Raw genomic sequence first — 18,975 nt, 5'->3', positions numbered from 1 at the left:
TCCGTCATTGCGAGGTACGAAGCAATCTCCGATCTACATGCTTCAAGAGATTGCTTCGTACGTTGCAATGACGGGATGAAAAATAGAATGAATAAACACATTATCTATATTTTGAGCCTGATATTGTTTGCCGCTTGCAAAGGCAAGCAAACAAGTGCACAATCGGATAGCTTACTGTTTGATACCGCACCTGTGCTTCCAAAAATAGATACAAGTAAAAAAGCTATATCTAAGGATACCGCTTTTAAGCCTTACACGGTGATAAATGATTTCATAATTACAGATACTGGCTATTTTGATTTTGGCTTGGGAGAAGGCACATATGCTGTTGTAAAGAAAGACAATAAGCTATTGGACACCATTGATCAGCAATACGGAATACAAAAAATCTCAAATGACGTTTATTTGTATTTGGTAATTGATGGCAAAAGTATTCTAACCAACAAAGAAAACGAAGATGGAATGGTTGGTAATAACCATTATAAAAAATCAATATTCGCTAACATAGGTGATTTTATTATTTTAAATAAAGGGAATAAGATCAGCCTCAACAACAAAGCTGAAGACTTTGGCTGGTTTGCGAATCCGGCAATCATTAATCAAAAGATCTATTATTGGAAAGTATCAGAAGCAGGCACTAACAATCGTGTTTTCGCCGCGATGTTTGACCCTCTGATACTTAAAACAACGAGCCATTATTTATTTAATGATTTAATTGAAACTGATGATGGAGGATATTTTGAATCACCTCAATCATATAATGGCCAAGTAATTTTTCAATTTAAAGGAAAGAGATATAAGTTTTCTCCCGATTTAACTCTTAAATAACCATGTTCGACATAAATAAAATACTTCGTCCTAACATAAAAAAGCTGGTTCCTTACTCCTCCGCGAGAGATGAATTTAAGGGAGAGGCCAGCGTGTATCTGGATGCCAACGAAAACGCTTTTGGCTCCCCGCTGGATACCGCTTATAACCGTTATCCTGACCCATTGCAATACAAAGTTAAAAAGCGCCTGAGCGAGATAAAAGGCGTACCGCCGCGCAATATATTTTTAGGCAATGGCAGTGATGAGGCTATCGACGTACTGTTCCGCAGCTTTTGTAACCCGAGAGTTGATAACGTAATACTGGTGCCGCCTACTTATGGTATGTATGAGGTATCGGCCAACATTAATGATGTGGAAACCCGCAAGGTATTGCTTACCGAGGATTACCAGCTCAACCTTGAAGGTATTGCCGAAGCGATTGACGAGCATACCAAAATGATATTCATTTGCTCACCCAACAACCCCACCGGCAACTCTATTAACCGTGAAGATGTGGAGACATTGCTGGCCAACTTTAGTGGTTTAGTAGTGGTTGATGAAGCTTATATCAATTTTAGTCGCCAAAAAACCTTTATACAGGAATTGACGGAATATGCCAACCTTGTGGTATTACAAACCCTGTCAAAAGCGTGGGGCTTAGCCGGGCTGCGTGTGGGTATGGCCTTTGCCAGCGAAGAGATCATAGAGGTGATGAACAAGGTAAAGCCACCTTATAACATCAACGAGGCATCGCAACAGTTAGCGCTTGAGGCGTTAAGCAATATTGACATCGTAAATAACTGGATTAAAGAAACTTTAAACCAAAGAGATAAACTTGTACTTCAACTAAAATCATTTGATTTTGTATTGGATATTTACCCATCCGATGCCAACTTTATCCTGATTAAAACCACCGGTGCAAGGGAGATTTACAACTACCTGGTGCAGCAGGGCATCATCATCCGCGACCGCTCAAAAGTGGAGCTTTGCGAAGGTTGCCTGCGCATCACCATCGGCACCCCTGCCGAAAATGAAACATTGATCAACGCTTTACAGAATTATAAATGAGCCTGAAAAAAGTACTTTTTATTGACCGCGACGGCACGCTGATCAAGGAGCCTGCCGACGAACAGATCGACTCGTTTGCCAAGCTGGAGTTTTACCCCGGCGCGCTACAGTGGCTACCTAAGATTGCTCAACTCGGTTTTGAGCTGGTGATGGTTACCAACCAGGATGGCCTGGGTACATCATCACACCCCGAGGCTAACTTTTACCCGGTACACGATTTCATTTTAAAAACGTTTGAGAACGAAGGCGTAACTTTCGATGCCATATTTATCGATCGTACCTTCGCCCGCGATAATGCCCCTACGCGCAAGCCCGGCACCGCTTTACTTACGCAATACCTGAATACCGATGAGTACGATCTGCAAGGATCATTCGTTATTGGCGACCGTAAGAATGATGTGTTATTGGCTAAAAACTTGGGCGCTAAAGCCATCTGGTTAAATAATGACTCCAACCTTGGCGGCACCGAGTTTGATACCGATAAATGGCCGGAAAGCATTAAGGAAAGCATCGCTATTGAAAGCACCGATTGGAAAGACATTTACGAATACCTGAAACTGGGCCAGCGCGTGGTTGAACACCGCCGCACCACTAAGGAAACCGACATCTACATCAAGCTAAACCTTGATGGTACAGGCGAAGGCAAGATCTCAACAGGTCTGCATTTTTTTGACCACATGCTTGATCAGATTGGCCGCCACGGCAGTGTTGACCTGGAAGTAGTAGCCAAAGGCGACCTGCATATTGACGAGCACCACACCGTTGAGGATACCGGCATTGCCCTCGGCGAGGTTTTTGCTGAGGCTTTAGGCAATAAAAAAGGAATTGAGCGTTATGGTTTTTGCCTCCCGATGGATGACTGCCTGGCGCAGGCAGCTATTGACTTTGGTGGCCGTAACTGGATAGTTTGGGATGCCGATTTTAAACGTGAAAAGGTAGGCGATGTACCTACCGAAATGTTCTATCATTTCTTTAAATCGTTCAGCGATGCCGCTAAGTGCAACCTGAATATAAAGGCTGAGGGTGTAAACGAGCATCACAAAATTGAAGCTATATTTAAGGCCTTTGCCAAAGCCATAAAAATGGCCGTAAAACGCGATGTAGACAAGATGGTTTTACCAAGCACTAAGGGAGTACTGTAGTGGCCCCCTAACCCCCTAAAGGGGGAACAGAAGTTAATAGCATGGATGAAATGAACGCTAACAATACCCAGGCTTCGCAAACAAGTGAAGTTGCTCCCCCTTCAGGGGGTGGGGGGATTGGAATAATAAGATACGGTGCCGGCAATATATTCTCGCTCACTGCTGCTTTAGACAGGCTGGGCATTGCCTACGGAATGATACATACTGAAGCTGATTTTGAACAGTTTGACCGTTATATTATCCCCGGCGTAGGCCATGCGGGCGCGGCTATGGAAAAATTAAAAAACACCGGCCTTGTACCCAAAATACGCTCGCTTACCAAACCTGTACTGGGTATTTGCGTAGGCATGCAGCTACTAACCGAGCATTCCGAGGAGGGTGACGCCAGCCTGCTTAACCTTGTTCCGGTTAAAACCATGCGCTTTACTGACAGCTCTGAGTACAAGGTACCCCACACCGGCTGGAACCGCGTTTACCCCGAAAAAGAGAATAAACTTTTTGCAAATATTCCGCAAGGTTCGCACTTTTACTTTGTACATTCATATTTTATTGAATACAATGGTGCATACACTTTGTCGTCAACAACTTATAACAACAAATTTTCGGCATCAATTTGGCTTGATAATTTTTACGGAGTGCAGTTTCACCCCGAGAAATCAGGCCTGTATGGTGAAACCCTCTTAACTAACTTTTCAAAAATTTAAAAAGGCATGTATATTATTCCCGCTATTGATATTCTGGACAAAAAAGTGGTGCGCCTGCGCGAAGGCGACTATAAACAGGTTACAGAGTATGATGTATCTTTAGAAGAGATGATCGAGCGTTACCAGTCAAACGGTACAAACTTTATCCACGTGATAGATCTCAATGGCGCTAAAAACGATTTCTCAAACCAGGCGTACCTCTTCAATGTGATCCGTAAAACGGACATGAAGATACAATATGGCGGCGGCGTACGGAGCATTGAAAAGGTAAAGGAACTGATTGATGCCGGCGTGCACCGTGTTATCGTTGGTACACAAGCCCTTACCAACCCCACATTCCTTGTTGACCTCAGCAAATCTATTTGCGGCGATTACAAATGTTCTGACCAGGTAGTTATCGCCATTGACGTATTGGACGAAGTGATCAAATACTCGGGCTGGATGGAAAGCTCCCCCATCAAACTAATGGATTACGTAGATAAGTGCCTGGCGCTGGGCTTTTTCCGCTTTTTATGTACAGATATTAATAAGGACGGTAAGTTAGGTGGCGCAGGTATTGAACTATACGAAAAATTGTTGGATCATTCACCTTTCATCAAACTAATCGCATCGGGTGGTGTAAGCTCAATGGGCGATATCGAAAAGCTAAGCCGCATCAAAGTGGAATCATGCGTGGTAGGCAAAGCCATCTACGAAGGCCATATTTCTATCGAAGATGTAAAAAACTGGAATTTGGACGCTTTAATATCTATATAAGGCCCCCAACCCCTAAAGGGGAGTTTTGCCTGTTTTATGAAAAAGAAGATGTTTCTTGGCGCAAATAGTTTGATGTTTAAAAACGCTGAGCAATTAAGAAACAACATGACTGATGCTGAAATGCTCTTATGGGGACATTTAAAAGGCAGCCAGCTCGGTACTAAATTCAGGCGGCAACACCCGTTAGGCATTTACATTGCCGACTTTTATTGCCATCAACACAAATTGATTATTGAGGTAGATGGCGGCATTCACAATTTACCCGAGGTAGCCGTTAATGATATTAGAAGGCAACTGAATATTGAAAATGATGGGATCAAGGTATTGCGTTTCACCAACGATGAGATATTTACTCAAATACAAAAGGTATTGAACACTATACAACAAGCTATTTCCTCCCCCTTTAGGGGGTCGGGGGGCCTTAGCAAACGAATTATCCCCTGCCTTGACGTTAAGGACGGGCGCACGGTTAAGGGTGTAAACTTTGTTGATCTGCGCGATGCCGGCGACCCGGTTGAACTGGCATGGAACTACTCTAACCAGGGGGCGGATGAGCTGGTATTTCTGGATATCACGGCTACTGTTGAACGCCGAAAAACTATGGTTGAACTGGTGAAATCAGTAGCCCGGCAAATAAATATACCCTTCACTATAGGCGGTGGCATTAATGAGATTGCCGATGCCGATGCCCTGCTTAACGCCGGTGCTGATAAGATCTCCATCAACTCGGCAGCGGTGCGCAACCCGGCACTGATAGATGAATTGGCCAAAGCCTTTGGGGTACAGTTTGTGGTGATCGCGGTTGATACCCGTAGCATCGGCGATAAAAACATTGTTCACCTGAATGGTGGCCGCCTGCCTACCGAGCGCGAAACCTTAGAGTGGATTTTAGAAGCCGAAAGCCGCGGCGCGGGCGAGATACTCCTCACCTCAATGGATCATGATGGCACCAAGGCAGGGTTTGATAATGGCTTACTTAAAACCGTTAACGATGCCGTGCATATACCTGTTATAGCTTCGGGTGGCGCGGGTTCGGTACAGCATTTTGTGGATGTATTTGAAAAAACAAATGTGGATGCCGCGTTAGCTGCCTCGGTGTTTCATTACGGCGAGATACTGATACCTGACCTGAAAAACACTTTACAACAACATAGCATTGAAGTGCGGATGGTTTGATAGTTTTGCTAACTCATCATCCCTATCAAAAAACTCACATAATGAACATTGATTTCGATAAAAGCGACGGCCTGGTGCCGGTTATTATACAAGACGAGCAGACCCTTGAAGTACTGATGCTGGGCTACATGGATAAAGAGGCCTACGACAAAACCGTACAGGAAAATGTGGTCACCTTCTTCTCCCGCTCAAAAAACCGCCTTTGGAAAAAGGGCGAAACCAGCGGCAACTATCTGCATGTAAAAAGCATTGATATTGATTGCGATAACGATACCCTGCTGATCAAGGTAAAAGCCGATGGCCCAACCTGCCATACAGGTTCGCGCAGTTGCTTTAAAACGGAATATAATCAGAACTTTATCCATGAACTGGAACGCATTATAGCTGATCGGTATGAAAACCCGCAGGAAGGATCGTACGTGAACAAGCTGCACAAAAAAGGCCTTAATAAAATAGCCCAAAAGGTTGGCGAGGAAGGCGTTGAAACCGTTATAGCCGCGCTAAACGAAACCGAACACGATTTTATCAATGAATCGTCAGACCTGGTTTTCCACCTGCTGGTACTATTGCGCGAAAAAGGCATCAGCCTTGAAACTATAGCTAAGAATTTAGAGGAGAGGCATAAGTAGTCCATAGCTGATAGTTCATGGTTCATGGCTTATTTGCAGATAGCTACTTAGTTGCTCGCATATATTCCGAAACTATAGACCATGAACCTTGTACTACTATGAACTATCAACCATGAACCATGAACTAACGAGGTAAATGATCGAAGTACAAAAAATAGCAGAACTTACAGGGCATGGTAACCCAATATTTACCGCTGAGCTATCCCAAAAACCGGGGATATTGTTTACCGGGGGTAATGACAAGGGCGTTGTGGAGTGGAGCCTGAAGGACAATTCCTTTATTAAGGTGATGTTTCCGGTACCTGCATCGGTTTATGCCATTCATTGCCCCGAAGGTTACCCGTATATGTTTGTGGGCTTACGCACTGGTGATGTAACAGTATTTGATTTTATTCAGCAAAAAGTAGTAAAAGTACTAAAGCACCATACCAAGCCGGTGTTTGATGTAAAGAGCATTATCTCCAAAAAAGAGTTATTAGTAGCCAGCGAGGATGGCTCGGTAACCGTTTGGAGTCTTGATACGCTGGAGCATCTGCACACTATACAGGTTTCGGGAGACACCATACGGTGCATTGCCGTATCTACTCAAAAAAAACATATAGCCTTTGGCTGCCGCGATAACAGCGTAAAGATATATGATATGGACGATTACGGCTATATTACCTCCCTACATGAGCATACCATGGCCGTATTTTCGGTACAATACTCGCCTGATGGAAGTTACCTGCTCACCGGCTCGCGCGATGCGCAATTGAAGGTTTGGGATACTAACAGCTACACCCTGCTCCAAAATATACCGGCGCATTTGTTTGCTATCAATAATATTGCCTTTCACCCCACCCGCCCCTACTTTGCTACGGCCAGTATGGATAAAAGCATCAAAATATGGGATGCACATAGCTTTAAGCTCCGCAAGATCATCAGCCGTGAAAAAGGCATACCATCGCATGTGCTATCCGTTAATAAACTGGTGTGGAACGGCGACAACCTGATCTCGGTAAGTGATGATAAAGCTGTGCTGATATGGCAGGTAAACTTCGCTTAAAAGTATCTTTTTATTACCGCTAACCGATGGGTGTATTTGCCCTGTTCCTCGGAGTAAATACCTTTTTCATCTATTTGCTCTATTTTAACACGACCGGATGCATGGATGATCTGGCCATCGCCTAACAAGATGCCTACATGGGTAATACGCCCTTCGGTATTGGCAAAAAACGCCAGATCGCCCTCTTTGGCCTCTTCAATATTGACTACCAACGCCCCTTGCACTGCCTGCTGCGAAGCATCACGGTCTATTTTGATGCCATGCAATTTAAACACGGCCTGCGTTAACCCGGAGCAATCAATGCCAAAATGCGTACGCCCACCCCACAAATAAGGCACATTTAAAAACTGCATGGCGGTTTCAATCAGCGTATCTTCCAGTTCGTCATCCACTTCGGGTACCATGTAAAAATTATCCCCCACCCGGCACTCATCACCTTCTAAAAAAGGCAGCGAACTGCCAAACGGCAAATACAGCAAAGCCATCTCCGGTTTTTTAAATGCCCAGGTAACGGCAGAAGTAGTTATGGTTGGCGGTGTTTGTTTAATATGGTTGTAGTCGGCCTCATCAAGTTGGGTAAATAGCAACTTGCCTATCCAGCCGGTATAATTTTCGTACGCGGTGGTGATTTTTACCCAGTGCTCCTGGCGCTCCAATATCATAAAGGCTTCGCCAAACAAAACCTGGGTTTTTATCTCGCTGCGCTCAGATGGTTCAGCCTTTAAAGGCGCTATGGCCATATTACAAATACCGTATTCCATTAAAAAATATTTGCGCCAAATGTAAACAATCAATAACAAATAATATATTTGTAAGTACTTACGTAAGTAAATACGTAAGTACTTACATAAATTACTATGGCGATAATTGATGATTTGCAGGAGCTTGCTGTTGGCGCGCGTATGAAGCGTTTATATGATATCTTTTCGCAGGATGTGGAGCAGATATATAAAGATGAAGGATTAACCTTTGAACCGAAATATTTTGCATTGTATTACCTGATCAGTCGCCGCGATGAAATAGGAATTACTGAAATTTCAGAAGAGCTTTCCATGAGCCATCCGGGCGTAATCCACCTGGCGAAGGATTTGGAGGCTTTAGGATATATTGAATCAGTAAAATCATCAACCGACAGCCGTAAACGCAACTTGCGCCTATCCGAAAAAGGCAAGCAATCCCTGGTCAAATTCGAGCATGTTTGGGCCAAGATTTTAAGCCTGAATAAATCATTATTCGGCAGTCAAAAAAACAACTTACTGCAAGCTCTTATTGAAATTGAGGCTGAATTGGCCGAAAAGAATTACTACCAGCGTTTTAAGGAAATGTTCAGCTACTCGGGCCCTACTGATGTTAAGGTGCTGGATTATAAGCCTGAGCTTGCTCCGTATTTTAAATCGCTTAACGTGGAGTGGATAAATACTTATTTTACCGTTGAAGCGCATGATCTGGAACAACTCGATCATCCCGAACATATATTAAACAACGGTGGCCGCATAATTTTTGCCGAAGTGGATGGCGATATAGCAGGCACCTGCGCACTTATTAAAACAGGATACCTTGAGTACGAAATAGCCAAAATGGGTGTAAGCCCCAAATACCAGGGCCGCAAAATAGGCCAGGCCTTAATGACATCCATCGTCGACACTGCCCGCAGCCTGGGTGCCAAACGCATCTGGTTAGGCTCAAACAGCAAACTTGCCCCTGCCCTTGCCGTGTACCGCAAATTTGGCTTTAAGGATATCCCGGTGGGAGATTCGCCATATAAACGTGCTGATGTGAAGATGGAGATGTATTTGTAAGGTTAGCAGGAAGCTTTGTTAAACCCCTCCCTGACCCTCCCGAGGGAGGGAATTACAAATTCACTTTAAAAGAGTCTCAAATTTCCCTCCCCCGGGAGGGCCAGGGAGGGGTTTGCGAACTACCTAAAAAGCTTGCTTCATACCGCGCAATGAACGTGTTTTTTACATTCCTTTCCAACCTTGTCATATCGAGCGGCAGCGAGATATCTGCACGCATTCATAATCAGGCGACAGATTTCTCCTCGTAAAACCCCACCTAAATCCTCCCCGGGGGGAGGACTTTTAATATCGAGTTAACCAACCTTGTCATATCGAGCGGCAGCGAGATATCTGCACGCGTTCACAATCAAACGACAGATTTCTCCTCGTACCTCGTTCGAAATGACAATAAATAAAAAAAAGCGACAAGCAAGTCCTCCCCCTCGGGGAGGATTTAGGAGGGGTAAACAAAAAAAGGAGCACCAACAGATGCTCCTTTTTAACATTTCTTAAAAAAAGAATTTAATTATTCACCTAAATGCAGCCAATCTTTTTTGGCAAGCAGTTCTTCTTCAGTTTCGCGGATGTCTTCGTCATCTACACAACAATCAACAGGGCAAACAGCAGCACACTGTGGCTCGTCATGAAAACCAACACATTCGGTACACTTATCGGGTACGATGTAATATATATCATCAGATAATGCAGCCTGAGATTCTTCGGCATTAAGGGTATTGCCATCGCCAAAGTCGATAAGCCCTTTTAAACCTGTACCATCAGAAAAACGCCAGGCGGCACCAGCATCATAAATAGCATTGTTAGGGCATTCTGGTTCGCAGGCCCCGCAATTAATGCATTCATCGGTGATTTTGATCGCCATATTTTATTATTCTATATTCTAAATTAACTTTGCAAGCCACAAATATAACAAAAAAAGGGTTTCAGGGTTTATACCGATACCACATTTAATATGTCAAATTACAATCCCAATACATACATACAAGCTTTTGCCGCCCTTGGCGAATACCTGCGCCAACCCGATGAACAGCTTACGCAACTCATCCAAACTGAAAAGCTGCACAACGCATGGTTCACACCCGAAAATATACAATCGGCCATTGATGCTATTGCCGTCAACCTTACTATAGCTAACCTTAAACAGTGGCTTGAGCAATATCCGCAAAACGAAAATAAACAACCAAAAAGCGTTGGCTTGATACTGGCCGGTAACATTCCATTAGTTGGATTTCATGATGTGCTGAGCGTAATTTTGTCAGGCAACAGGGCTTTAATAAAGGCTTCATCGCAGGATGCCCGGCTGATCATCTATCTGCTTAATAAACTGGTAGAAATAAACATCAGCATTGAGGGCAGCTTTACTTTTGTTGAACGATTACAAAATTTTGATGCCGTTATTGCCACCGGCAGTGATAATACCTCCCGCTATTTTGAATACTATTTTGGCAAGGTGCCGCACATCATCCGCAAAAACCGTAACAGCATAGCAGTGCTTACCGGTAACGAAACGCGTGAGCAACTGCATACCCTCGGGCACGATATTTTTGATTATTATGGCCTGGGTTGCCGTAATGTATCAAAACTACTGGTACCTGCCGGTTATGATTTTACCACGTTTTTTGAGTCGATAGAAGCATACAGCGAAGTAGGAAATCACCATAAATACCATAATAATTACGATTACAATAAATCAATATACCTTGTAAACCGCGATAAGCATTATGATAACGGCTTTTTGCTGGTAAAGCAGGATGAAAGACTGGCCTCGCCCCTGGCCGTATTGTTTTACGATGAATATGAGCATTTAGAGGCCGCTGAAACCATTATTAACAGCCAAAGCGACAAGATACAATGCGTGGTTAGCGTCACATCATTAAAGGTTAATAACCAGGTGGTTGAATTTGGCCAAAGCCAGCAACCCGGCCTTGGCGATTATGCCGATGGAATTGATACCATGAAATTTTTGGCTGATCTTTAAAATAACGATAACTTTGGGAGGATAAGGTAAAAGCGTAAAGCAAAAAGCTGAAAGCCCATATTAATTGCTTTATGCTTTCTGCTTTGAGCTTTAAGCCTACAAAAATGTATATTATAAAAGTAAAGGGCGTTGCCAAAATACCGGATTATGTGCAGTTGCGCGACGATAAGTTTACGCTGCTGGCATATTTCAGGGTTGACAGGCCCGACAAATCACTTGATAAAGTGGGGCTTGCCGACAAGGCCGAGCAAATTATGAATATTATTAAGGACCTGCCTTTCGGGCAGATTTTAAAACTGGAGCTATAGACCACCATGATCGGAAATTCTATAATAAAACTAACCGGCGTTGATATATTTCAGCAAAAACACCTGGTACTATCAAACGTAAACCTGCATATTGACAAAAATGATTTTGTTTGGCTGATAGGCCAAACCGGATCGGGCAAGAGTAGCTTGCTGAAAATATTATACGGCGACCTTAACATTGCCGCCGGCAACGGGTATGCCTGCGGGTACGATCTGGGTAAACTGGCCGACCGCGATGTGCCGTTTTTGCGCCGTAAGCTGGGTATCGTTTTCCAGGATTTTCAGTTATTAACCGACCGTACCATTGAACAAAACCTGCATTTTGTACTAAACGCTACCGGCTGGACGGATAAAAAACTGGTTACCGAACGCACCCTCGACGTTTTGGAAAAAGTTGGCCTGCGCTCAAAACTTAAAAAAATGCCGCACGAGCTATCAGGCGGTGAGCAACAGCGTGTGGTAATTGCGCGTGCCTTGCTTAACGATCCGGAGATAATACTTGCCGATGAGCCTACCGGTAACCTTGACCCTGATACATCCGAAGAAATTGTAATGCTGCTTAAGCAGATAAGCCAGCAAATGGGCACAGCCGTTGTGGTAGCCACACATGATTATCATATCATCCGCACCTTTCCATCACGCATTATTAAATGCGAAAATGGTAAGGTATTAGAGGATGTGCAGATAGCCTGAGTTTAGTTTGGGCAGCAGTTTTTATTAGTTGCGGTGACAGTGCCAGTATTTTTTGATAGCCAGTAGTGGCTATAGCAAAAATCTAACGATACAACTGCTACTGGCACCGCAACTGCCACTTTTTTCTACACTGACTGCCACTACTATTCTTATATGACTGCTACTGCCACTTTATAACAAAAGTCTGTCATAGCTTCTTAAAAAAATGACTTATTGCTGTCAGCTTGGCTGTTTTGCCGGTATGGCAAGGCATTTGTTTGGCATTATTTAGCTATGAAATTTAATGATATGTTGAAGAAAAAAAAGAAAGAACATACCGACATGCAAGATAATAACGAAGCAGTGAACGATAACAACGCTGCCGAACAAGATAATACGCAGCAACCGGTCGAAGAATCTACCCAGGAGCCTACTGCTGAAGCCAAATTAAAAGAAGAACTGGCACAAGCCAACGATAAATATTTGCGCCTGTATGCCGAATTTGATAACTTTAGAAGACGCACCACTAAAGAGCGTGTAGAGCTATTGCAAACCGCCGGTAAGGAAATCATTGTATCATTATTACCGGTGCTTGATGATTTTGAGCGCGCTTTCAAATCAATGGACCAGGCTACTGATGTTGTGGCTGTTAAAGCCGGCATTGAGCTTATACATAGCAAATTGAATAACATACTATCGCAAAAAGGTTTAAAACCGATGGAAGCCGTTGGCGAACCATTTGATGCTGACTTACACGAGGCTATCACCAATATACCTGCCCCAACTGATGAATTAAAGGGCAAAGTGATAGACCAAATGGAAAAAGGCTATTACCTTGGCGACAAGGTTGTGCGTTTTGCCAAAGTTATTGTAGGAAATTAATTATTGAGTTATTGAATTACTGATTTATTGAATGAGAGAAAATTAATAATTCCGTCAATCAATAATTCAATAATTGAACATAAACAGAGATGTCAAAAAGAGATTATTACGACGTACTTGGGGTTTCGCGTACTGCCGAGGCTGACGAAATAAAGAAGGCTTACCGCAAAATGGCCATCAAATATCACCCGGATAAAAATCAGGGCGATAAGGAGGCTGAGGAAAAGTTTAAGGAAGCGGCAGAGGCTTACGAGGTATTAAGCAATCCCGAAAAACGCCAGCGCTATAACCAGTTTGGCCATGCGGCCAATGCGCAGTCTGCCACAGGTGGCGGCTACGGTGGCGGCGGCATGAATATGGACGACATATTCAGCCAGTTTGGCGATATATTTGGCGGAGGCAGTCCGTTCGAGGGATTTTTTGGCGGCGGTGGTGCACGTCAGGGCGGCGGCAGGCGCGTAGCCCGTGGCAGCAACCTGCGCATCAAGGTAAAACTAACCCTTGAGGAAATTGCAAACGGTGCCGAAAAGAAGATAAAGGTTAACAAACAAGTTATTTGTAAAACCTGCGACGGCAGCGGAGCGAAGGATAAATCATCCTTTCAAACCTGTAAAACCTGCAGCGGCAGCGGCGCGGTGCGCAGGGTAACCAACACCATTTTGGGCCAGATGCAAACCACCAGCACCTGCCCTACCTGTAATGGCGAAGGCTCGATAATCACCTCAAAATGTAATGTTTGCCATGGCGATGGCGTTGTACGAGGTGAGGAAACCATCACCATTAACGTACCTGCCGGTGTAAGCGAAGGCATGCAGCTAAGCATGAGCGGCAAAGGTAACGCGGCCCCGCGTGGCGGTGTACCCGGCGACCTGATCATCCTGATTGAGGAAGTGCCTCACGAAACACTGAAACGCGATGGCAACAACGTGATATACGATCTGCACATCAGCTTTATTGATGCCGCAATAGGCACCAGCGTTGAAGTGCCTACTATTGATGGTAAAGCCAAAATTAAGATAGACGCGGGCACACAGGGCGGTAAAATACTTCGCCTTAAAGGTAAAGGCGTGCCCGAGGTTAATTCATATCACCGTGGCGACCAGTTGGTGCACATCAACATCTGGACGCCAAAGGCACTGAGCCGCGAAGAGCGCGAACTGCTTGAAAAGCTGCAAAGCTCGCCCAACTTTAAACCCAACCCGGGCAAAAACGAAAAAAGCTTTTTTGAACGGATGAAGGAATATTTTGAGTAAAAAGTAAGCGTAAAGTAATATACAGCCCGGTTATTCCGGGCTGTTTTGTTTATATGCTATATTTACCGCCATTAATTTGTTTCCATGAAGATCACTTTAAAATCAGCCCAGTTGGCTTTTTTACTGAATATAATATATATAGTTAGCCGGGGCATATCGGCGGCGGTAAAGATCATTCCATTGATTATACCTCAAGGACTACAATATTTTTTGTTATTCCTGGCTGAGTTGAGCTTTGTGGCTGTTATCATATTCCTGATTGGTTCATTGAGGCATTGGCAGGCTAAATCAACAGCTTTGTGGCTTTCTATCTATCTGGCATTGAGTATTATCAGTTTTTTTATACCGATAGCCTATCATACCGGTTTGCTTACCTTATCGGCATCAACAAGCTTTATACCAGCAATTCCTGTATTCGCTACTTTCGCAACTATCATTATTATGATGATGACTTCGTTCAAAATCACTCCTTCATCTTTAGGTGCGGCATTCAGGGCATTTTTTATTGTGGTTATACTGTCTGCTTTAATAAGCAATTACCTGCCCAGATTATTGCCTGCCGTACAAACACCGGTTATGAATAAACTGTCTGTATCAGCGGTTGAATTAATATCGTTACTTCCCGGTTTCGCCATCTTCTTCATCCTGCAAAAAGTGTGGCTGCTGCTTAACGAAGGGGTTATTATTAACAAAAAAGTTTAAACAAACTACTCATCAGCTTTAAGGTTTTATGGCTAATATGAATAAACGTGTAGCTGTGATGGACCTTGGTACCAACACTTTTCATTTATTGATTACCGAGGGCAGCATTACCGATTACGCTATATTGGAGCATGAACATATTGCCGTAAGGCTTGGCGAAGGGGGCATCAATAAAGGCACCATTCAACCCGAAGCCTTTGGGCGCGGCTTGGCTACCATGCAACAGTTTGGTCAGCTAATAAATAATCACGGGGTTGATTGTGTGCGTGCTATTGCTACCTCTGCCCTTCGCAATGCAGGTAACGGGCAGCAATTCATCAACCAGGTAAAAGAACTTACCGGGATACAGATAGAGATCATTAACGGCGATACCGAGGCGGGGTTGATCTATGAGGGGATAAAGGCATCCGGCTGCCTGTCTGCCAATAATACGCTGATTATGGATATCGGGGGCGGCAGCGTTGAATTTATTTTAGGTAGCAACGCAGGCATCATCTGGAAACAAAGCTTTGAAATTGGCGCAGCACGCCTGATGGATAAGTTTCATCAAACCGACCCTATTCCGCAGGCCTCAATTGCTGAATTAAATGCCTATCTGGAAGAAAAGTTAACACCACTGTTTGATGCCGTAAAAAACAATAAAGCGGATACGCTGATAGGCTCATCAGGTGCTTTTGAAACATTTACGGAGCTGATAGAAAAGCCGAAAAATGAAGGTTTCCGGCTAAAAGATGTACGGAATTATTCATTTAACACAGATGAATTGACCAAAGTTACCAACGCGGTGATCATATCATCACATCAGCAAAGGGCATCAAACCCGGCCATTATTCCCGTACGGGTTGATATGATCGTGATGGCATCACTTATTACCCGTTTTGTTATGCAGAGGCTTGGCATATCCAATATCGTCATGTCTACCTATTCACTAAAGGAAGGTGTTTTAGCTGCAGAATTAAGTTAGGTTAACCCGCCTTAATTAAAGCATTACCGCTAAACCATAACAGCTTGACATACCAATTATTAACACCAAAATGCCAGCAAGCACCCATTCCCACTTACGCGCGAAAGGTGCAATAATTACACATACGGCAGCATGGATAAATACTATAACCATTTGAAATATTAATCCCTCCTCGCCCAACATGCCACAAATTATCGTATAACCAACAAGTATAATTATGTTAACGCCGGTAATGCCCATGTAAACAGGGCGCTTATTTGTGTCGGGATTTTGTTCAGGCGTCATACAGGTATTTCGTTACGTAACTGGTTGAGATATTCTATTTTGTCATCACGGTAAAACAGGTTCATGGTTTCAAACGGGATGATCTTCATGTCCTTGTTCACGATGTGCACACAAGATTTTTTAATGGCGCGTACATCAAAATTCTGCGCGTCAATAAAATTCATGATGATAACCCTGAACAGGTTATCATAGCCCAGGTTTGGCGCGTCAATCTCGGGCAGGCAGCACATGATGGATTTAAGATGCTCCTTGGCCTTATCAACCGAATTGCCGGTGCTGAACATATTGAGGAGATGCAGCTTCAACTGCTCGTCCTGCTCATAAACTATGGTGTTCTTTGAGTTGTCCAGCAAGTCATCCGGGTTGATCATCCGTGTAAGCGGAAAAACCTGATCGCCCAGTTTCAGCGCATAGCCCATCACCAGCGCATCCGGGTTGCAGGGTACCGGAATCAGATCGTTATGGTTAAAGATGCTGGTTTGCTCCAGTATGGCACTGCGTACCTCGGTCATGGTATAGCGCTCAGTGGCTTCGTCATAGTTTTCGAGCCTGCCTGCCTGTTGCGTTGGCTGAAAGGTTACACCACGCACACAACGCTGCTTTAACGCATACTCAATGATTTTGCCTATCTCGTGCGTATTCACTCCCTTTTGCAGGGTGACTACTAATGTGGTCGATAGATTGTATTTATTAAGATGTTCGATTGCCTTTTCCCTCACCCAGCGCAAATCCTCGCCACGCAGTTTTTCCAGCGCCTCCTGCTCAAACGAATCAAATTGCAGGTAGATCTCAAAATCGGGCATGTAGCTGGCCAGCCGTTCAACAAAGGCCTCATCCTTGGCTATGCGGATGCCGTTGGTATTCAGCATCAGGTGCTTAATAGGTTTGGTTTTGGCAATGTCCAGTATCTCAAAAAACTGGGGATGCACCGTGGGTTCACCGCCGCTCAGTTGTATTACATCGGGCTGCCCTTCGTTACGTACCACCACATCCAACATCTGCTCAATCTCCTCCAGCGTACGGTGCCGCCCGTAATGCGGCGATGACATGGCATAGCAGGTTGGGCAGGTAAGGTTACAACGGTCGGTTACCTCTATAACTGTAAGGCATGAGTGCTGCTCGTGGTCGGCACACAGGCCGCAATCATATGGGCAACCATAGTGTGTTGCCGTGTTAAACCTTAAAGGCATCTCGCTGCGCTTGGCGTAGTTACGGCAGTTTTTATAATACTCAATATCAGTAGCTATCAGCACCTTTTCGCGGCCATGCCTGGGGCACACTTTAAGCATATATACCTTTTCGTCCTCAAAAACTATTTTGGCATCAACCCGCCGCAGGCAGGTTGAACAAATGCTGAGGGTAAAATCATAATAGATGTACGGACGTTCAGGCATAAGTAATCAGTTTTGAAGGATGGGTAAATACCTTGTAATAATACAATAATCCGCCTAAACATACCAATTGTATTACCGAAAGGCCGAAACTAAAGAAGTAGGCAGGCTTAATAAACTCAATAAAAAACCTGAACAACAAGTAGCTCACCATAAACATTTTAAACCTGGCACCATCGGCAAATGTGTACTTTTTATTGAGCGATAGTAAGGCTATCAACAGCATCAGCCAAAACAAAATCTCGTATAAATTGGTAGGATGCCGGTATACGCCATCGCCAAAATTGATGGCCCAGGGCAAGGTGGACGCAACGCCATAAGTACCATCCTCCAACCCGGCGAAGAAACAACCTGTACGCCCGATAATCATGGCTACTATCAGTGGATAAACCATCAGATCGCCGGAAGAGGCTTTTACGCCGATGGCTTTTTTTACCTGTTCAACCCCTATCAACCCGCCAAGCAAACCGCCTACGATGGTTTTATTGGCCATGAAATTATAAAGACTGAGTTGTTTTAAATATTCGGGATTTTCAAGAATGCCGACCAAATGTGAGCCTAAAAAAGCCCCGGCGGCGGCACCAACAAAAATAATCAGGCGGTTATAATCACTTATTTTATCGTTTACCTGCCTGCGCAGGTAACTGTAACAACGGTAGCCAATGAAATAAGAAAGTGTTTCGCAGATGAAGTGTATGGGGAGCGAAAGTTTGCCGATATGTAAGTCAACAGGAAAATGCAAAGCCGGGTTTTTACGGCAAAATACAAATTTTCAGGAGGTTTAAACCAATCGTAACAACTGCTGGTAAACCTTTTCGGTAGGCAGGCCAACCACATTGGTGTATGAGCCATTGATTCGTTCGATGCCGATCAGGCCTATACGTTCCTGAATACCGTATGATCCGGCCTTATCAAGCGGCTGGTATTCATTAACATAACTCTGTATCTCAGCATCAGTCAGCTTACGGAAGAAAACCTCGCTTACATCATAGAATTTATTATACTCGCCCTTATAAAATAAACAAACCCCGGTTACCACCCTGTGTACCCTGCCTGATAGCTTTTTCAGCATTTGTACGGCATGTTCTGCTGATTCGGGTTTGCCCAGTATCTCACCATCAAGCGTTACAATGGTATCGGCAGTAAGTACTACCTCATCGGTAACGTCCTCGTCAAACGCCTCGGCTTTTTGGGTAGCTATATATAAGGCAACTTCCTCTGGCGTTAAGCCTTCGGGGTAGCTTTCATCCACCTCTTTTAACACCACACGAAAATCTACATCCATCAGTTGCAACAACTGCTGCCTGCGTGGTGATTTTGAAGCCAGGATTACAGGAGGGAATTTTATTGAGTTCATAGTTGATAGTTCATGGTTCATAGTAGAATTTAATGGCCATGAACTATGATCCATGAAC

The 18,975-nt window shown here is 44.1% G+C and carries 22 protein-coding genes and 1 pseudogene; 17 read left to right on the top strand and 6 right to left on the bottom strand.

Annotated elements, in window-relative coordinates; all coding sequences use genetic code 11:
- Nucleotides 1-87 precede the first annotated feature (87 nt).
- The 9 genes and pseudogenes from LJ707_RS00405 to LJ707_RS00365 all read left to right on the top strand — a co-directional run bounded on the left by LJ707_RS00405 (nt 88) and on the right by LJ707_RS00365 (nt 7,329).
- A complete protein-coding gene (locus tag LJ707_RS00405; protein ID WP_228948744.1) occupies nt 88-828 on the top strand; it encodes a hypothetical protein in 741 nt (246 codons plus the stop codon).
- Nucleotides 829-830: 2 nt separating this feature from the next.
- Nucleotides 831-1,877: a histidinol-phosphate transaminase gene (hisC, locus tag LJ707_RS00400; RefSeq protein WP_228948743.1), complete on the top strand. Its 1,047-nt coding sequence runs from the start codon at nt 831-833 to the stop codon at nt 1,875-1,877.
- Nucleotides 1,874-3,019, top strand: coding sequence for a bifunctional histidinol-phosphatase/imidazoleglycerol-phosphate dehydratase HisB (gene hisB, locus LJ707_RS00395; RefSeq protein WP_228948742.1), 1,146 nt, complete (start codon nt 1,874-1,876; stop codon nt 3,017-3,019). The genes hisC and hisB overlap by 4 nt, the downstream gene beginning before the upstream one ends.
- A 50-nt stretch (nt 3,020-3,069) precedes the next feature.
- Nucleotides 3,070-3,723 carry an imidazole glycerol phosphate synthase subunit HisH gene (hisH, locus tag LJ707_RS00390; protein WP_228949750.1) on the top strand — a complete coding sequence of 218 codons (654 nt, stop codon included), beginning with the start codon at nt 3,070-3,072 and terminating at the stop codon, nt 3,721-3,723.
- A 6-nt stretch (nt 3,724-3,729) separates the two neighbouring features.
- Nucleotides 3,730-4,479 (top strand): HisA/HisF-related TIM barrel protein, encoded by a 750-nt coding sequence (locus LJ707_RS00385; RefSeq protein ID WP_228948741.1) that lies wholly within the window; start codon nt 3,730-3,732, stop codon nt 4,477-4,479.
- Between the two features lie 36 nt (nt 4,480-4,515).
- Nucleotides 4,516-4,860, top strand: a pseudogene (locus tag LJ707_RS00380) (endonuclease domain-containing protein); the annotation flags it as partial.
- Nucleotides 4,861-4,869: 9 nt separating this feature from the next.
- Entirely contained in the window at nt 4,870-5,655 is a 786-nt protein-coding gene (gene hisF, locus LJ707_RS00375; RefSeq protein ID WP_228949749.1) for an imidazole glycerol phosphate synthase subunit HisF, read from the top strand.
- A gap of 38 nt (nt 5,656-5,693) precedes the next feature.
- Nucleotides 5,694-6,284, top strand: a complete 591-nt coding sequence (gene hisIE / locus LJ707_RS00370; protein ID WP_370632371.1) for a bifunctional phosphoribosyl-AMP cyclohydrolase/phosphoribosyl-ATP diphosphatase HisIE — start codon at nt 5,694-5,696, stop codon at nt 6,282-6,284.
- A 136-nt stretch (nt 6,285-6,420) separates the two neighbouring features.
- Nucleotides 6,421-7,329, top strand: a complete 909-nt coding sequence (locus LJ707_RS00365; protein WP_228948737.1) for a WD40 repeat domain-containing protein — start codon at nt 6,421-6,423, stop codon at nt 7,327-7,329.
- On the opposite strand, the gene LJ707_RS00360 is transcribed toward LJ707_RS00365, so the two are convergent.
- Nucleotides 7,326-8,090: a C40 family peptidase gene (locus LJ707_RS00360; protein WP_228948736.1), complete on the bottom strand. Its 765-nt coding sequence runs from the start codon at nt 8,088-8,090 to the stop codon at nt 7,326-7,328. The two genes, LJ707_RS00365 and LJ707_RS00360, sit on opposite strands and share 4 nt — an antisense overlap.
- Nucleotides 8,091-8,186: 96 nt before the next feature.
- Between LJ707_RS00360 and LJ707_RS00355 the strand changes: the two genes are divergently transcribed.
- On the top strand, nt 8,187-9,128 hold the full coding sequence (locus tag LJ707_RS00355; RefSeq protein WP_228948734.1) for a bifunctional helix-turn-helix transcriptional regulator/GNAT family N-acetyltransferase: 942 nt from the start codon (nt 8,187-8,189) through the stop codon (nt 9,126-9,128).
- A 505-nt stretch (nt 9,129-9,633) separates the two neighbouring features.
- Here LJ707_RS00355 and LJ707_RS00350 read toward each other — a convergent pair.
- Complete coding sequence (locus LJ707_RS00350) at nt 9,634-9,987, bottom strand: 4Fe-4S dicluster domain-containing protein (RefSeq protein ID WP_228948733.1); 354 nt, start codon at nt 9,985-9,987, stop codon at nt 9,634-9,636.
- A 90-nt stretch (nt 9,988-10,077) separates the two neighbouring features.
- On the opposite strand from LJ707_RS00350, the gene LJ707_RS00345 reads away from it, so the two are divergent.
- From LJ707_RS00345 to LJ707_RS00315, 7 genes are all read left to right on the top strand, one after another.
- Entirely contained in the window at nt 10,078-11,103 is a 1,026-nt protein-coding gene (locus LJ707_RS00345; RefSeq protein WP_228948732.1) for an acyl-CoA reductase, read from the top strand.
- A gap of 104 nt (nt 11,104-11,207) precedes the next feature.
- On the top strand, nt 11,208-11,411 hold the full coding sequence (locus LJ707_RS00340) for a fructose-6-phosphate aldolase (protein ID WP_228948731.1): 204 nt from the start codon (nt 11,208-11,210) through the stop codon (nt 11,409-11,411).
- A 6-nt stretch (nt 11,412-11,417) separates the two neighbouring features.
- Nucleotides 11,418-12,104, top strand: coding sequence for a cell division ATP-binding protein FtsE (locus tag LJ707_RS00335; protein ID WP_228948730.1), 687 nt, complete (start codon nt 11,418-11,420; stop codon nt 12,102-12,104).
- Between the two features lie 288 nt (nt 12,105-12,392).
- On the top strand, nt 12,393-12,965 hold the full coding sequence (locus tag LJ707_RS00330; protein WP_228948729.1) for a nucleotide exchange factor GrpE: 573 nt from the start codon (nt 12,393-12,395) through the stop codon (nt 12,963-12,965).
- Nucleotides 12,966-13,054: 89 nt separating this feature from the next.
- Nucleotides 13,055-14,218: a molecular chaperone DnaJ gene (gene dnaJ, locus LJ707_RS00325; protein ID WP_228948728.1), complete on the top strand. Its 1,164-nt coding sequence runs from the start codon at nt 13,055-13,057 to the stop codon at nt 14,216-14,218.
- Between the two features lie 84 nt (nt 14,219-14,302).
- Nucleotides 14,303-14,920: a hypothetical protein gene (locus tag LJ707_RS00320; protein ID WP_228948727.1), complete on the top strand. Its 618-nt coding sequence runs from the start codon at nt 14,303-14,305 to the stop codon at nt 14,918-14,920.
- A 37-nt stretch (nt 14,921-14,957) separates the two neighbouring features.
- Nucleotides 14,958-15,884 carry an exopolyphosphatase gene (locus LJ707_RS00315; protein WP_228948726.1) on the top strand — a complete coding sequence of 309 codons (927 nt, stop codon included), beginning with the start codon at nt 14,958-14,960 and terminating at the stop codon, nt 15,882-15,884.
- Between the two features lie 15 nt (nt 15,885-15,899).
- On the opposite strand, the gene LJ707_RS00310 is transcribed toward LJ707_RS00315, so the two are convergent.
- From LJ707_RS00310 to LJ707_RS00295, 4 genes are read right to left on the bottom strand one after another with little or no spacing between them, the layout of a single operon-like run.
- The gene (locus LJ707_RS00310) at nt 15,900-16,169 is read right to left on the bottom strand and encodes a hypothetical protein (protein WP_228948725.1); all 270 of its coding nucleotides are present in this window, start codon (nt 16,167-16,169) and stop codon (nt 15,900-15,902) included.
- The gene (locus tag LJ707_RS00305) at nt 16,166-17,563 is read right to left on the bottom strand and encodes a radical SAM protein (RefSeq protein ID WP_228948724.1); all 1,398 of its coding nucleotides are present in this window, start codon (nt 17,561-17,563) and stop codon (nt 16,166-16,168) included. Before LJ707_RS00305 ends, LJ707_RS00310 begins: the two co-directional genes overlap by 4 nt.
- Nucleotides 17,556-18,302, bottom strand: a complete 747-nt coding sequence (locus LJ707_RS00300) for a prolipoprotein diacylglyceryl transferase (RefSeq protein ID WP_228948723.1) — start codon at nt 18,300-18,302, stop codon at nt 17,556-17,558. The genes LJ707_RS00305 and LJ707_RS00300 overlap by 8 nt, the downstream gene beginning before the upstream one ends.
- Nucleotides 18,303-18,341: 39 nt before the next feature.
- Complete coding sequence (locus LJ707_RS00295) at nt 18,342-18,917, bottom strand: nucleoside triphosphate pyrophosphatase (protein ID WP_228948722.1); 576 nt, start codon at nt 18,915-18,917, stop codon at nt 18,342-18,344.
- Nucleotides 18,918-18,975: the final 58 nt, after the last annotated feature.

Origin of the sequence: Mucilaginibacter sp. UR6-1 (assembly GCF_020880975.1) — a bacterium.
Classification (GTDB): Bacteria; Bacteroidota; Bacteroidia; order Sphingobacteriales; family Sphingobacteriaceae; genus Mucilaginibacter.
The sequence above is the reverse complement of the archived record's forward strand: the minus strand, read 5'-3'. Positions and strand labels throughout refer to the sequence as shown.